Source organism: Coprococcus sp. AF19-8AC (assembly GCF_003603115.1).
GTDB classification, from domain to species: Bacteria; Bacillota; Clostridia; order Lachnospirales; family Lachnospiraceae; genus Coprococcus; species Coprococcus aceti.
In genome coordinates, this window is the sequence record NZ_QTMI01000001.1 from 405,906 (window position 1) to 420,894 (window position 14,989).

Sequence of the window (14,989 nt, forward strand, 5' to 3'; positions counted from 1 at the left end):
TATGGAGGTAGATTATGAATATTAAGATAATTGGAGCGATAACTGCAGGAACAGTTATGGCACTTGTTTCAGGACTGCTTATATGGCATAAGTCAGGTAAAACGGAGTGCGTATATACAATAGATGGAAGAAATGGTATTTGGGATTGTGATGACGTATGGGAATAAAGGATAAATTTATAAAAAAGATCTACGCTGAGCTGCAGCAGTACAAGAAGTTGTACGGTGATAAAGAGTCCAGGGAAAACTCAAAGTTGGAAATATGTTCATGTATATATGAAATACTTATCTCTTCGGCAGATGAATTTTCGGACATGCTGCTTATGAATCTTGTAAATCAGAGCACAAATATTTTGGAATCTATATATAAGGACTGTGCTCAGAATGAGGATTATTACATGGTGGTAAGAGAGCATATGAAGAATACAGAATATGATATAGCGCAGGAAGAGGATGAAGAATGTACATGGTGGAGCAGCGTGAACTACGATGATGGAGGTATAGGATGCGACGATTAATTTCAACACTGGATCTGCCAAAAGAAGAATGGCTAAGATACAGAAAGAAAGGAATTACGGGAACGGATGCTGGTGCTATATGTGGATTGAATCCCTATTCATCAGCATTCCAGATATATCAGAACAAGATATCTGAAGATATTGAGCAGACAGATAATGAATCAATGAGACAGGGAAGAGACCTTGAAGAATATGTTGCACAGAGATTTACTGAGGAGACAGGCTTAAAAATTAGAAAAGCAAATGCTATTTATCAGAATGAGGGATATCCATTTATGCTTGCAGATTTTGACAGGCTGATTGTTGGTAGTAGAGCAGGCCTTGAGTGTAAGACAGTGTCTCCGTATTCATCTGACAAATGGGATGATGGGAATATACCATTACATTATCAGATGCAGGTTCAGCATTATCTCGCTGTAAGTGGATATGATTGCTGGTATGTTGCGGTTTTGATATTTGGACAGAAATTTCTTGTAAGAAAAATAGATCGGGATGAAGAGCTTATTAAATATCTGATCACGATTGAAGAGAATTTTTGGAATAATAATGTGCTTGCAAGAGTAATGCCTGATCCAGATGGAACAGATAGCTGTTCTGAGACTATATCAAAGATGTACTTCAAAGGTGATAGGAATAAGCAGGTCGAACTTCATGGCTATAAGGCTGTTCTTGATAGAAGAATGGAACTTGATTCACTGATAAAGAAACTGGAGCAGGAAAAAGCAGCGATAGATCAGAGAATCAAGATTGAAATGCAGGATGCTACTATTGCGGTTGAAGCAGATTATAAGATTTCATTGTCGAACATTGAGCAGAGCAGATTTGATGCTAAGAAGTTCAAAGAAGATGACCCGGTTATGTATAACAAATATTGCAATAACACTGCAAGCAGAAGATTTATGATAAAACGTGCAGCATGAAGGAGGATGAGTATATGGCAAATAATATAGATCTTAAGCAGGAACTTGCTGAACAGGCGTCAAAAGTCCCAGCGAAAAAGGATGAAGAAGTTAAACTTACAAAGAGCATGACAATACCGGATATGGTCAAGGCAATGATGCCGGAGATAAAGAAAGCACTGCCAGCTGTAATGACCCCAGAGAGATTTACGCGTATAGCATTGTCTGCACTTAATACCACACCTGCATTGAATCAGTGTACTCCCATGTCGTTTCTGGCAGCGCTTATGAATGCGGCGCAGTTAGGACTTGAGCCAAACACTCCGCTTGGGCAGGCGTATCTTATTCCGTATAAGAATCATGGAACCTTGGAGTGTCAGTTCCAGATTGGATACAAAGGATTGATTGAATTGGCATATAGAAGCGGTCAGATGCAGACGATACAGGCTCAGACTGTGTATGAAAATGATGAGTTTGCATATCAGTATGGGTTGGAACCGGTTCTTGTTCATCGTCCGGCATATTCGGACAGAGGCGAAGTTAAATATTTCTATGGAATATTTAAAACTGTGAATGGCGGATATGGTATGGCGGTCATGTCTAGGGCTGAAATGGATTTATATGCAAAGACATATAGTAAAGCGTACGACAGCAGTTATTCCCCTTGGAAATCAAATTATGAGGATATGGCTAAGAAAACTGTGATAAAGCAGGCGTTAAAGTATGCTCCGATAAAGACAGATTTTCAGAGGGCTTTATCGTTTGATGAAACAATCAAGAAGGAAATATCTTTGGATATGTCTACGGTCAAGAATGAGCTGTTAGATGTAGCGTAAGCAATAAAATACAAATCATGGCCTTGTCTGGTTGAGTAAACCGGGCAGGGCTTTTTTATTTTTGAGGAAAGGATATGTAACTATGGTCAAATTAAATAAAGAGCAGTTTATAGATGAGATAGTAGGGAAACTTGAAAGGATATATGGTCATGAAAATGTTCAGACTTCTATTCAGATTAAAAACAACGGTGTTAAGTTCGATGCCATTACCATACACAGAGAAAATAGACAATTGTCTCCATGTGTTTATATAGACAAGTATTATGAGAAATATAAGATTGGGATCATGGAGATAGGAGATGTTGTAAGAAAGGTGGTACAGAAAAATGAGGAGAAGATGGGTGATGATGATTTTGATATTTCTGTTCTTTCTGATTATGACCGTGCATGTACCAGAATACGTGTTAGATTGATAAATACAGAGCGAAATGGGGAACTGTTGTTAAATGTTCCACATAGGGAATTTTTAGACCTTTCTCTGATTTATTATATCGACATGACTTCTGATAAGAATAAGGATGTCAGCATTCTCTGTACAAGAGTATGCAATTCACAAATGGCAAAATGGAAAATTACAGAGCAGGAGCTTTATCAGCAGGCGATGATCAATATGGAGATTTGTGATGAGGGGTGTATTATCAGCATATGGGATCTGTTTAGAGATAGGTATGATGCAGATTACAAAGAAGATACAGAGAAAGATGAAACATATTATATTATGACAAATAAACATCTGATTTATGGAGCTAACCAGTTGCTGATGAAAAATAAAATAAAAGACTTTGCAGCTTACATGGAAAAGGATATTTATATAATTCCGAGCAGTGTGAATGAATGCTTGTTATTGCCGATTTGTGATGGAACAAAAAGTCCCCAGGAGCTTTGTGCTGATGTGGTCGATGTGAATAAAACTCTTCTCCCTCAGGACGTTCTATCCAATCACGTATATAAATATGACAGAAACACAGAAGAAATATTTATAGCAGCATAGAGGTGATTCGTTGAAAAGACAGCTATTTACTGAAAGAGAAAATCGTCTCATGTTGCAAATAGAACATGAACATGATTTCTTTAAATACAGGATGATTTCAAAGCAGAGAAAAGATATTTATGAGGTATGTGATGAGATATATTTTACAGAGTGCGTATATGAGTATCTGATTTATGTAGATGAATTGCCGGATGATCAGATAACAGCATTGGTACAGTGCAAATGTGGAATTTTTAAGTGCTTGTATTCGATATATCTGGATGACGAATATATACATGTGGATACATGGGATGAAGTATCGAGTCTCATTGAGCAATTGATAGATAGACAGCTGAAGAAGGCAAGCTAGTGTCCGAAAAGGTGGTTGTATTTACAGGATATGTCCGTTTATTGGTATTTGACCTTTCAGAACACATATATGTGATGATTATTATGTGTTCTGAAAGGTACACCTTTGAGGACATGGTATATGGAGGTAGGTTATTATGACAGGCAGAAAGTATGGATATGCCCGTGTGAGTTCAAATTCGCAGAATCTTGACAGACAGATAATAGCACTGAAGGAATATGTAGAAGATACGAATATTATAGTAGATAAGAAGTCTGGAAAGAATCTTGAACGTGAAGGGTATCAGGCTCTTAAAGGTCCAATGGGACTTCGCAGGGGAGACTCATTGTATGTGGTTTCCTTGGACAGACTCAGCAGGAGCAAACAGGATATTTTGTCGGAGGTAAAGTGGTTTAAAGATAGTGGCATAGATCTGAGAATCCTTGATCTGCCAACAACGATGATAGATTTCCCTGAGGGACAGGAGTGGATCAGGGATATGATAAACAACATTCTCATAGAGGTTCTTGGCAGTATTGCAGAGCAGGAGAGGATTACGATAAGGAAAAGGCAAAGAGCTGGAATAGAGGCTGCAAAAAAGAAAGGCAAGCATCTTGGTAGGCATAGTGTTGCAAAACCTGAAAATTATGATGATGTTATGAAGTTGTGGAAGACAAAGAACATTACAGCTGTTGAGGCAATGAAGAGATTAGGGGTGACTAAAACTCTTTTTTATAAATGGGCAAAGGAGATGGAAGATAGGAAATCATAGGTGAACAGATATATTCTAATATGAGCACATATAGACAGTAATTTGTTTTTTTACACGAACATTCCATTAACAAAGGAAGGAGTGAAAATATGTTACAGAACGAACCTGATGTATTAACTATAAAAGATGTAATGAGGGTGTTGCATTGTGGGAGAACAAAGATACTGCAGATGATTCATGATGGAGTTCTGGAAGGGCACTTCGTTAGTGGACGATGGCTGGTATTTAGAGAAGATGTAGAAGAATTTATACTTAGATCTTGAGAAATAGATATGAGGGATCTGCTGTACAAATGTATTAACATATACAAAGAATTTGTATATGTTAATACATTGATGTTATAATATTATATACATTTACGTTGCAATATATACGATATAGAGGGGGAGTTATGACAGAACAGCAGTATAAAGATTTATTAATAGCGACAGCTAAGATGAGTGAGTATGAGTATAAGGACGAGGTAATAGAGGCTCTTAAAGTTGCTTCTGTTTCATTTCAAAAAGAATGGGGTTTTACATATCATTTGCCTAATCATCGCAAGGAATACATTATTATTAGTGTAGTTCCTGATAAATTAACAGTCCTGAGAAAATATGAGAATTTTGTTGATGGTTTGTGTAGACAGGTTTATGAACCGAACGATGATAACGAGTACTGGGGATTGATATTAAAGCCTGGAGTACTGAATAGTGCCTCAGAAGAAATAAGCCAAGAGATACTTTTTGATGATATACAAAATCGAATAATTGATGAGATTCGTCAGGCTAAATTTTTAATATGGATTGCAATGGCATGGTTTACCAATAAAAAAATATTCGATGAATTATTAAAAAAAAGGAACGATGGGTTGGATGTAAAAATAATTATTGATAATAACATGATCAACAAAGATAAACCTTCATTCGTTTTGGAAGACTACTTTGAGGTATATCGAGTAGATGTGATGTCAGAAAAATATAAAAATATAATGCATAGGAAATTTTGTGTGATTGATTTGGAGGTTGCAATGCACGGAACTTTCAATTGGACGACTGCTGCAAACTATAATAAGGAGCATTGGGATGTTGATCATAATAGACAAACAGCGAAATCATTTGCAGAAGAATTTATAAAAATGAGAAGGGATGCAAATTGTAGATACTAAAACTTTTTTTATGGAGTATTTTTATGGATTTAAGAGAGTATTATTTAAGTAATGTGAAGGCATCAGATTATCATTATCGTTTTCTGGATTTTGTGAAAAAGGTAAACTATTCATATAATGTTTTTTACGGAGTAAGAGAAACCCAGAATTATCAATTTGAAATTTATGATGTTGAAGATGCAATAACTAAATTTAGAGAATTATGTCAGCTAGATCTTTATTTTTCAGTTGAAGATAAATGTTGGTTTTATTTAATAACATATTATTTGAATATGCTAGGTTATGAAATAAAAGAGTTCCCTAGGATATTGGCAAGACCTCCTGTTGAACCAGAGAAATTCACACGTGACGATATTGGAGGAAAAATTATAGCGTTGGGTAGAGATGATAAAGGAGACATTCGTTATGCTGCTAGAAGAGCATTTGTAGAAGAAATGACGTTCAAGAAAAACAATTGCAGCATTGAGGTAAACGATTCTATAAATCAAAAATTTATTGAAATTTCTACTAGGCAGGCATCTTTTAGCAGCATGCATATAGATGAGAAAATTGCGGAGATTGCAAATCTTATCGAAAACTTGTTGAAACAAGATGGAAAATATAGCACACCAGAATACGAAAATGTATGCTGTGGATTCATTGATGATTCAATAGTAAAGAGTTATAGAAATAAAATGCAGTGTTTTAGACATTGCACAGATGAGGCAATAGAGGAGAGAAAGGCATATTCAGAAGCACAGAAAAATTTTCTTGTGGATTATGGCCTTACGATTGTAAAGGCCATTCATCAACTGGTAAAATAAATAGCAGTAATATAGATTTGGTTTAAGACAGATGATTTATATTATTTCAATCTCATTGTTTTATTTCATAATTGAAAAAACTATTTATTATTCGGTGTCAGGGGCAACAAGAGTATAAAATCCAATTTATGTATGGGGTAACATATTGAAGAATGCTTATGTGAGTACATTATCACATAGGCATTCTTTTTTTGTATATGCAAATTATATTTAGGGGGGCATAGTAGTCACAGAAAGATAAGGGGCATTCGCAGTCCATAACCGAAGAAGGCTATGGACTGATTTTTATGAAGAATTTTTCTTTCCGTCAATCTTGTTTGATATGTATTCATCTAACGCATTTCGAGTGATAAGTATTCGTTGCCCTATCTTGGCTGATTTAATTTGGTGTGTCTGTGTAGTGAGTTTATATGCGGTATTTTTGCCAATACCGAGTTCTGTGCATAAATCATTGATAGTTAAAAGTTGGTCGTTCATAATGAGCTCCTTTCATTGATGGTAAGTGCACTATATACTCTAAAATATAGCTCTGCAACGTAGTCTCTGCTTTCCTTCCCATCTAGCTCCAAGCTCTCAATTTGTTCATAGATAAGGTTCTCCATAAGCCTGTCGAAAGAATCTTCATCAAATGGCATATCCTTCCACCCATTGTCCAGACAAAACTGCCAAAATATGCGATATGCAATTGAAAGAATATTTCCATTGCTGTTCAATCTCTCCTGATAAATCAGTTCCCTTCTTTCTCTTAACTGCAAATATTTATCGTTTTCATCTCTTATAAATGATTCAATATCATCATAGTGTTCTATAGCCCATTCAATAAACCACTTGAAAAAAAACGATAGTAAGACTGGCTCTCTATAAAAATGCGTTTCTCTATACAAAAATGAGGAATGTAGCCGGGATTGCACAGAACGAAGCACAGAAGTCGGCAGATATGAATCAAATATCTTCCCGAACAGAGAGCAAGACCGAAACAGTTATTACCGAAACCGATGACGGACACGGTAATATCGTGGAAACTGAAAGCACGGTCACACAAACCTATCTGTATATTACCGTCAGCCACAAGACTGCCGAGGAAATGGCGGCGCAATATGGTTTTAACGAAGAACAGAAAGGCTACCTCGCTGAACTGCTTGCAGATGAAAACAATTACCTTTGGTCACAGGTGCTTTACGGCATTACAGGCGGCGACGGACAGATCGTGACCGTTGCACTCTCTCTGGTTGGCAATGTGGGCGGTCAGCCGTATTGGTCGTGGTACGGTTTTAACTCCCGTGTAGAATGGTGTGCTTGCTTTGTATCTTGGTGTGCCAACGAGTGCGGCTATATCGACGCTGGAGTTATCCCAAAATATGCAGGCTGTGTCAACGGAGTACAATGGTTTAAGGATCGTGGACAATGGCTGGATGGCAGCGCCGAGCCTGCCCCCGGAATGATTATTTTCTTCGATTGGGCAGACGAAAGTGGTCAGGATGGATTATCCGACCATACGGGTATTGTTCAAAAGGTCGAAAACGGCAAGGTTTATACGGTCGAGGGCAACTCCGGCGACAGTTGCCGAGTCAATGAGTATTCTATCGGTTATTACGAGATTCTTGGCTACGGCGCACCTGCCTATTAAAATACACAAGCCGCCTGCATTTTGCAGGCGGTTGGATTACATATCAGAAAGATATTGTGCCGGTTTGAAAACTAAAAGTCTCAAAATACAGACTTAATAATTGCGATTTCACTCTCAAAGTGCTATAATACAAACTATATTTGGGTGGAGGTGCGGAAATGAAAGTACGGTACAACAAACTTTGGAAACTTCTGATTGACAAGGGAATGAAAAAGAGTCAATTACGAGAAGCGGTCGGGGCAAGCAAAAGTACATTTGCGAAACTCGGAAAAAATGAAAATGTTACCCTTCCCGTGCTGTTGAATATATGCGAATACTTAGAGTGTGATTTTGGCGACATAATGGAAGCCGTACCCGAAAATGAGGTGTAGGATCAATGAACAAGAAGATTTTAATTGTGGATGACGAAAAAGAAATCGTTGATCTGCTTGAAGTGTATTTGAGTAACGATGGTTATTCAGTATATAAATGTTATAATGGGTTAGAGGCGATGAAATGTATCAAACAGTCGCAGATTGATTTAGCGATACTTGATATTATGCTGCCGGATATTGATGGTTTTCGACTTTGCCAAAAAATTCGGGAAAAGTTTTACTTCCCTATTATTATGCTTACCGCCAAAATTGAGGATAGCGACAAGATTATGGGGCTTACGATTGGTGCGGATGATTATATAACGAAACCGTTTAATCCTTTAGAGGTTGTGGCAAGAGTAAAGACGCAATTAAGGCGTTATCAGAGCTATAACAGTCCTAATTTGAGCCAATCCGAAGAAAAAGACGAGTATGACATCAGAGGTCTACTGATAAACAGAGTCAGCCACAAGTGCTACTTGTATGGCAAAGAAATAGCCTTGACTCCGTTGGAGTTTTCTATTCTGTGGTATCTGTGCGAACATCAGGGTAAAGTTGTCGCCTCGGAGGAATTATTTGAAGCCGTGTGGAAAGAAAAGTATCTTCGCAACAGTAACAATACGGTAATGGCGCACATTGGGCGGCTTCGGGAAAAATTGAATGAACCTTCAAAAAATCCGAAGTTCATTAAAACTGTTTGGGGGGTAGGGTATGAAATTGAATAAAAAAGAAAAAAACTATCTGCTCTCTACCTTGTTCAAAGGGTATGTAATTCAATGTGCGATTTGCTCTGTGCTTATTTTTGGCGGTACTTTTCTTTTAGGAATTATGGCAGAGGAAATTCTCCGCAAGTATGTTTTGTATTATTACTTGTATTACAGAACAGTATATCTTTATATAGTGGCTGTAATCGTGTGGGGTGGCTGTATTATATACATGACATACCTACTTTTGAAAAAAGTAGTCGCCTATGTGTACGAGGTACAGGCTGCGACAGGAAAAATGTTCGATCAGAATGTCAGTTACATTGAAATGTCCCCGGAGTTGAGTGAAATCGCCGCTAACATCAATCAGTTAAAACAAGAGGCTGAAAGTAATGCAAGGCTTGCAAAAGAAAATGAGCAGCGAAAAAATGACCTGATTATGTATCTTGCACACGATTTGAAAACACCGCTTTCTTCTGTAATCGGGTATCTTACTTTACTGCGTGATGAGTCGCAAATCTCAAAGGAACTTCGAGAAAAGTACCTTTCAATCACTCTTGGTAAGGCAGAACGGTTAGAGGATCTGATTAACGAGTTTTTCGAGATAACACGATTCAATATATACGATATTACATTACAATACACGAAAATCAATTTAACTCGCCTGCTGGAGCAACTTGTATATGAATTTAAGCCTATGCTCAAATCAAAGAATTTGCAATGTAATCTTTGTGTTGATGATGATATAATGCTTCGATGTGACGCAGACAAAATTCAGCGTGTTTTTGATAACCTTTTGAGAAATGCGGTTATCTACAGTTTTGAAAATACGGATATCACGATCAGCGCACAATGTCAGGAAGATACGGTCAGCATTATTTTTTGTAACCACGGCGATACTCTGCCGGAAGAAAAGTTAAACAGGATTTTCGAGCAGTTTTATCGGCTTGACGCAGCGAGAAGTACAAGCAGTGGAGGAGCTGGATTAGGTTTGGCGATTGCAAAGCAGATTGTTGAACTACACAATGGTACAATCGTTGCAGAGAGCCAAGAGGATCAAAACAAGTTTTCAATTACTTTGCCGTTGGCGTAGGAAAATTGTAAGAATTTGCATAGAAAAAAAGAGGAATATCTTACGAGCAATCAAGAAAATACGGGCTTCTGTTTTGGTACAATAAAAGTATCAAGATAGAGGCTCGTATTTTTTGTGATACAGCATAAGGAGGAATGATGAAGTTGCTAAGAAAACAAATGCTGCTATGTTCTATTTTGTTTCTTGTATTTACGCTATCTGCCTGCTCTGCAATTGGGCAGACAGACGAAAACAATCTTACAGATAGCGCAACATCCGCAGAAAAAACGGTATCAGTTGTACGAGGGACAATTACTCCAACCGTTTCAACGCAAACGACTATTGTTCCGGCAGTACCGTTTATTATTTTCTCACCCGAAAATGGCATATTTAATACAGCGGTAGAATTAGAAGAAAAAATCACTGCCGGGCAAATTATTGGAACTGTGAACGGCAAAGAATTGAAATCTCCGGTGGATGGTACAATTACCTCTATTGCCCCATCCAATGAAAGCGTACCGAGTAATTATCCCGTAGCGATAGTGCATTATACAGGATTTGCCCTCAATGTAGAGGCAGATAATTTTTTGAGTACCTTACCGGAGTATGCAGAGTTGAAAGCAAAATTTCAAGTATATGATGGTGTAGGACCAACCGATATGATTGCCGTGGTGTCGCCTGCCGCAGATGAAAATGCGTTTACGGGAATCGTGCCGCAAGAGGGCATTCTGCAATGCTTGATCAGTCAAACAGTCGATGTGAAATCGGGGCAAAGTGCAACGGTAGTCATAACGGCGACAACGAGAAATGATGTCCTTATATTGCCGCTGTCGGTAATAGCGGGTAGACAAGGGACGGGATTGGTTACTGTAATTACTCCGAATGGAGAAAGAGTGGAAACAAAAGTGACATTGGGTGTGACAGACGGAGCCAATATAGAAATACTGTCCGGCTTAGAGGAGGGCGATGTAGTTTCTGCTACTCCGCCAAACCTTGATCCGAGGGGGATTTGATAAAATGAAAGGAATTTCCGAAAAGACTTTAATCAAAATAAAGGATTTGAAAGCAAGCGTCAAATTGAATAATGGCGATATGCTGACAACAGTAACCAACGCTAATATGGAATTGCAACGAGGGCGCAGTTATGCCATTGTCGGAAAGTCCGGCTCAGGCAAAACAAGCCTTATATCCATTATTGGCTTGTTAAATCGGGAATATGAGGGCGAGTACCTTTATGATGGTATATCTATTTCTGCTTTGAAAGACCGTGATCTGTCTATACTGCGAGCCAATAATATCGGATTTGTATTTCAGAACTACTCTCTGATTAAGCACTTGCGGGTATGGGAAAATATCGAATTACCCCTACTCTATGCCAAAAAGTCGTTTACCGCCAAACAGCGTCACGAGATAATTACAGGCTTGCTAAAAAGTGTCGGCTTAGAAAGCAAGGAAAATGATTACCCAATCAATTTGTCCGGCGGTGAACAACAAAGAGTTGCAATCGCAAGGGCGCTTGCAGTATCTCCGGAAGCCATTTTATGTGATGAGCCTACGGGAGCGTTGGATAAAAAGACGGGAACGCAGATTATGGAACTGTTGCACAGCGTCGTAAAAGAAAATGGAATTATGCTGCTGTTGGTTACGCACGATCCTGATATTGCAGATACCTGTGATACGATTTTTGAAATGGATGGAGGGAGGATAACTTGTGCTAAAAATGATACTTAAAGACCTTCGTCTGTCTCCACTTAGAAGTATTCTGACAAGTGTTTCAATGCTTGTAGGCATTATCGCAATGCTTGGATCGGTATTAGTTGGTACGCTTGGACGGGAGTATTTGATTTCCGTAAACGCACAGGTATATGGCTGGTCACCTACTTACTCATTCGTGATAACGGAATCCGATTTTCACGATAGAAATAAAATGGAACAATTATTCCAGAGATTTGAAGCCATTGATGATGTAGCCGCTGTTACTTTTTCTATGGGAGAAGATATTCGATTTGCACCAATGAAAGATTTAACGCCAATACCGCCGAATGATGTTTACCAAAACCTGATGGCTTTTGATTTAGTTTGCACCACGGAGGCATATAGTCAAGTCTATAATCTTCCAATGACATCCGGTAGACGGTTAGAGCCTTCGAGTGAGGGCGGATCGCTTGAAGTGGTCATAAACAAAGAAGCTAAAAACTATTTTAATGATTCGCCCTATGCTGCAGGAAATGTAAAAAGCACACTTTCGTTAACCCCATTCAATATTGTCGGAGTAGTAAACGATGGCAGGGATTTTCCGACTATCTATGCGGATTCTGCGGCGATCCTCAATTTCGCACCAGCAATGTGGCAAGTACAAAATGCAAATGTGTATTGGCATCCCACAACAGGACTGACAATCGAACAGATACATTCTGCCCTTGGCGACATTTTGACTGATACCATTGGCGGTTACTGGGAAAGTGCTGGGCGGAGTGATATTGGAGATACCTATGATTCGGTATTGTCCATACTGCAATTAGGGCTTTTGGTTACTTCGCTTTTGTTGCTGTTTGTTTCCGTATTAGGGCAGATCAATATCGGACTATCTTCATTGGAACAGCGCACACATGAGTTGCTGATCCGCAGAGCGATAGGTGCTTCACGAACAAATATTGTGGCATTGGTTTTAGGCTCACAGTTGATTTTATCAATATTCGTTTGCTTTGCAGCTATTTTGATTTCGCTGATTTTGGTGCATTGTATTGGAGCGTTGCTCCCTGTGGATTCCCCGGTGGGAACACCGAGTTATCCAATCAGCGTTGCTGTTGTTGCAGTTGCTGTGTCTGTGCTTACAGCATTATTGGGCGGATTATTACCAGCATTGAAAGCAGCAAAATTAGAGCCTGCATTGGCTCTTAGATAATAAAACTCAATTCAAGGAGGAAACAAAATGAAACGAACAATCTCAAAATCCGAAAGACCGTACAGACTGTTATTGTGTGTTATGATTTCTTTGCTGGTGATTATGCTGGCAGGCTGCTCCACTTCTTCGGACTCCGACACAAACACAAGAGGTTTCACGGACTTTGCTACCATTGAAGAAGAATACCTAACGACCATTGAGAGTTTGAATTGGCCGGAGGGCTTTACGCCGCCTGATGCTTTGGAAGGCGAAGATACGGGAGCGTCTTTTCAGATAGGATATGGCGATACAAGAGCATCTAACCTTTGGGAATATTCTTGGATGCAGGAATGGCTTGATACTTACAATACGGATTCGGAAAGGGCGGCAAAAGCCTTAGCTGAACTCGAAAAAGCCTTTGATATGCCTTATATGGGAACAGATCGCTGTGATGACGCCACACGCAAATATCTTCGTGATAATATTGATAAAGCTAAGTTGGGAGATCCGTCTGGATTTACAGAGTGTATTCAGGCAAATTATGCCGATTAAAAATGGCACATAGGAGTTTTGGTGTTGGGAGGTGAGCACATATATGCAGAGAAAACGCCGTAAGAAAAAACGATTTGGAGTATTTTTGTTTTTGCTTGTAGTTTGTATCGGCATAGGTATAATGTTTGTGCCGTGGGCAATGCAGCCGGAAAATTTCAGAGAGGTAAAGAATAAAATAAATGGTTTTCTCTACAAAGAAGATTTTCCTGACTCTTATAATGCAAAATCGCTGATTTTGGTGGATTGTTCTGATGATGAAATATTTGTTTCAAAAAACGAGAACGAGCCACAAATTCCTGCAAGTTTAGCCAAGCTGTTTGTTATTGAGTATGCGTCAACTTTAGCAGACCTTGATAGTATCGTTGTTGCAGACTATGGTGCTATTTCACTCACGAAACCTGGCTCGTCTGTTGCTCAAATCAAGGAAAAAGAATACTTTTTACACAATCTATTTGCGGCAATGTTAGTACCGTCAGGGAATGACGCAGCTTATGTGGTTGCTGATTATTGTGGAGGATTACTTTCGCCGCAAGCAGAAAGCTGTCAAGAGCGTGTGAGGATTTTCATGGAGAACTTAAACCTGCATTTGCAACAGCAGGGGTACTTAGACACAGTTTTATATGATCCGAGTGGTTTTGATATGGAGGCACTTACCACCACTTTAGATTTGAAAGAAGTAGTATATCGGTTGTTGGAATACTCGTGGTTTAGAGAAATTGTATCTCAAAACACTTATACGGCAACACTGCCTGATGGCAGTACACAAATATGGCAGAATACAAACGCCTTCCTTGATCCGACATCCGAATATTACAACGAAAATGTATGCGGAATTAAGACTGGCTCTCTGTCTGACGACTATAACTTGATTGTGCTTTATCAGCAGCACGGAAAAGAGTTTTTGATATGCAGTTTAGGCTCTCAGTCCGATTCCTCTCGTTATGACGATGTGAATTTTATTCTGAAAACGATTGATGAATCGTATTATCTCACGCAATAAATCTTATGTTGTCCAAGACAAAAAAACTAACCAAGGGGGGTGATAATATCGGACGAATCGTAATAATGGAGTTCAAAGCACAAGACTCAACAGCCTTTGACGATATGCTGGCTTTTGTAAAACAGCACCCTGATTTTGAAAAATTAGAGATTTCATATGAGCCGACATTATCCCTTTCCGGCTTAGAAATCAATTTGAGCCGGCGCAGAGTTATCAATAACGGTCAGGAAATTGAACTGACCGTCAAAGAGTACGATATACTCTGCTTGCTCGCAGCCAATAAAGGTCGTGTTCTTACATACGAGCAGATTTATGATAAGGTGTGGGGCGAAATATCAGCAGGCAATGAAAAGGATACCGTAGGCTTTCACATTCGGAATCTTCGTAAAAAACTTTGTGATACAAACTCTCACTTTTCCATAGATAGTGTTCGTGAGATCGGCTACCGCTTTAACAGTCAGTAAGCAGTCCCTCGTAGTTCATAATGAATTGCGAGGGATTATT

At 38.8% G+C, this 14,989-nt stretch carries 21 protein-coding genes and 1 pseudogene; 20 read left to right on the forward strand and 2 right to left on the reverse strand.

Features of this window, described 5'->3' with window-relative positions; translation table 11 throughout:
• The first annotated feature begins 14 nt into the window (after nt 1-14).
• The 10 genes from DWX57_RS14015 to DWX57_RS01860 all read left to right on the forward strand — a co-directional run bounded on the left by DWX57_RS14015 (nt 15) and on the right by DWX57_RS01860 (nt 6,293).
• Nucleotides 15-167: a hypothetical protein gene (locus DWX57_RS14015; RefSeq protein ID WP_158564566.1), complete on the forward strand. Its 153-nt coding sequence runs from the start codon at nt 15-17 to the stop codon at nt 165-167.
• On the forward strand, nt 158-517 hold the full coding sequence (locus tag DWX57_RS01820) for a hypothetical protein (RefSeq protein ID WP_118016650.1): 360 nt from the start codon (nt 158-160) through the stop codon (nt 515-517). The genes DWX57_RS14015 and DWX57_RS01820 overlap by 10 nt, the downstream gene beginning before the upstream one ends.
• Complete coding sequence (locus DWX57_RS01825) at nt 505-1,437, forward strand: YqaJ viral recombinase family nuclease (protein ID WP_118016649.1); 933 nt, start codon at nt 505-507, stop codon at nt 1,435-1,437. Before DWX57_RS01820 ends, DWX57_RS01825 begins: the two co-directional genes overlap by 13 nt.
• Nucleotides 1,438-1,451: 14 nt before the next feature.
• Nucleotides 1,452-2,252 carry a recombinase RecT gene (locus tag DWX57_RS01830; protein ID WP_118016648.1) on the forward strand — a complete coding sequence of 267 codons (801 nt, stop codon included), beginning with the start codon at nt 1,452-1,454 and terminating at the stop codon, nt 2,250-2,252.
• A gap of 82 nt (nt 2,253-2,334) precedes the next feature.
• Entirely contained in the window at nt 2,335-3,243 is a 909-nt protein-coding gene (locus tag DWX57_RS01835) for a DUF5688 family protein (protein WP_118016647.1), read from the forward strand.
• 49 nt (nt 3,244-3,292) lie between these two features.
• Nucleotides 3,293-3,592: a hypothetical protein gene (locus tag DWX57_RS01840; protein WP_118016646.1), complete on the forward strand. Its 300-nt coding sequence runs from the start codon at nt 3,293-3,295 to the stop codon at nt 3,590-3,592.
• Nucleotides 3,593-3,728: 136 nt separating this feature from the next.
• Complete coding sequence (locus tag DWX57_RS01845; protein ID WP_118016645.1) at nt 3,729-4,343, forward strand: recombinase family protein; 615 nt, start codon at nt 3,729-3,731, stop codon at nt 4,341-4,343.
• An 89-nt stretch (nt 4,344-4,432) separates the two neighbouring features.
• Complete coding sequence (locus DWX57_RS01850) at nt 4,433-4,606, forward strand: helix-turn-helix domain-containing protein (RefSeq protein ID WP_118016644.1); 174 nt, start codon at nt 4,433-4,435, stop codon at nt 4,604-4,606.
• Between the two features lie 128 nt (nt 4,607-4,734).
• Nucleotides 4,735-5,490 carry a phospholipase D-like domain-containing protein gene (locus DWX57_RS01855; protein WP_118016643.1) on the forward strand — a complete coding sequence of 252 codons (756 nt, stop codon included), beginning with the start codon at nt 4,735-4,737 and terminating at the stop codon, nt 5,488-5,490.
• 23 nt (nt 5,491-5,513) lie between these two features.
• Nucleotides 5,514-6,293, forward strand: coding sequence for a hypothetical protein (locus DWX57_RS01860; RefSeq protein ID WP_118016642.1), 780 nt, complete (start codon nt 5,514-5,516; stop codon nt 6,291-6,293).
• A 285-nt stretch (nt 6,294-6,578) separates the two neighbouring features.
• Here DWX57_RS01860 and DWX57_RS14790 read toward each other — a convergent pair whose 3' ends face one another.
• Nucleotides 6,579-6,770, reverse strand: coding sequence for a helix-turn-helix domain-containing protein (locus DWX57_RS14790; protein ID WP_118016641.1), 192 nt, complete (start codon nt 6,768-6,770; stop codon nt 6,579-6,581).
• Complete coding sequence (locus tag DWX57_RS14020; RefSeq protein ID WP_158564565.1) at nt 6,767-6,928, reverse strand: hypothetical protein; 162 nt, start codon at nt 6,926-6,928, stop codon at nt 6,767-6,769. The genes DWX57_RS14790 and DWX57_RS14020 overlap by 4 nt, the downstream gene beginning before the upstream one ends.
• Before the next feature lie 554 nt (nt 6,929-7,482).
• Between DWX57_RS14020 and DWX57_RS14795 the strand changes: the two are divergent.
• The 10 genes and pseudogenes from DWX57_RS14795 to DWX57_RS01920 all read left to right on the forward strand — a co-directional run.
• A pseudogene (locus DWX57_RS14795) lies at nt 7,483-7,920 on the forward strand (CHAP domain-containing protein); the annotation flags it as partial.
• 158 nt (nt 7,921-8,078) lie between these two features.
• Nucleotides 8,079-8,291 carry a helix-turn-helix domain-containing protein gene (locus DWX57_RS01880; protein WP_008703822.1) on the forward strand — a complete coding sequence of 71 codons (213 nt, stop codon included), beginning with the start codon at nt 8,079-8,081 and terminating at the stop codon, nt 8,289-8,291.
• Between the two features lie 5 nt (nt 8,292-8,296).
• Entirely contained in the window at nt 8,297-8,998 is a 702-nt protein-coding gene (vanR, locus tag DWX57_RS01885; RefSeq protein WP_004853366.1) for a VanR-ABDEGLN family response regulator transcription factor, read from the forward strand.
• The gene (locus tag DWX57_RS01890; RefSeq protein WP_008703821.1) at nt 8,985-10,070 is read left to right on the forward strand and encodes a sensor histidine kinase; all 1,086 of its coding nucleotides are present in this window, start codon (nt 8,985-8,987) and stop codon (nt 10,068-10,070) included. The genes vanR and DWX57_RS01890 overlap by 14 nt, the downstream gene beginning before the upstream one ends.
• 137 nt (nt 10,071-10,207) lie before the next feature.
• Complete coding sequence (locus DWX57_RS01895) at nt 10,208-11,062, forward strand: hypothetical protein (protein ID WP_226841040.1); 855 nt, start codon at nt 10,208-10,210, stop codon at nt 11,060-11,062.
• A gap of 4 nt (nt 11,063-11,066) precedes the next feature.
• Nucleotides 11,067-11,780, forward strand: coding sequence for an ABC transporter ATP-binding protein (locus tag DWX57_RS01900; RefSeq protein ID WP_004853372.1), 714 nt, complete (start codon nt 11,067-11,069; stop codon nt 11,778-11,780).
• Nucleotides 11,770-12,954, forward strand: a complete 1,185-nt coding sequence (locus DWX57_RS01905) for an ABC transporter permease (protein WP_120123139.1) — start codon at nt 11,770-11,772, stop codon at nt 12,952-12,954. Before DWX57_RS01900 ends, DWX57_RS01905 begins: the two co-directional genes overlap by 11 nt.
• Before the next feature lie 27 nt (nt 12,955-12,981).
• On the forward strand, nt 12,982-13,485 hold the full coding sequence (locus DWX57_RS01910; RefSeq protein ID WP_015514509.1) for a hypothetical protein: 504 nt from the start codon (nt 12,982-12,984) through the stop codon (nt 13,483-13,485).
• A 43-nt stretch (nt 13,486-13,528) separates the two neighbouring features.
• Nucleotides 13,529-14,485 carry a D-alanyl-D-alanine carboxypeptidase family protein gene (locus DWX57_RS01915; protein ID WP_012744280.1) on the forward strand — a complete coding sequence of 319 codons (957 nt, stop codon included), beginning with the start codon at nt 13,529-13,531 and terminating at the stop codon, nt 14,483-14,485.
• A 65-nt stretch (nt 14,486-14,550) separates the two neighbouring features.
• Nucleotides 14,551-14,949: a winged helix-turn-helix domain-containing protein gene (locus tag DWX57_RS01920; RefSeq protein WP_015514508.1), complete on the forward strand. Its 399-nt coding sequence runs from the start codon at nt 14,551-14,553 to the stop codon at nt 14,947-14,949.
• Nucleotides 14,950-14,989 lie beyond the last annotated feature (40 nt).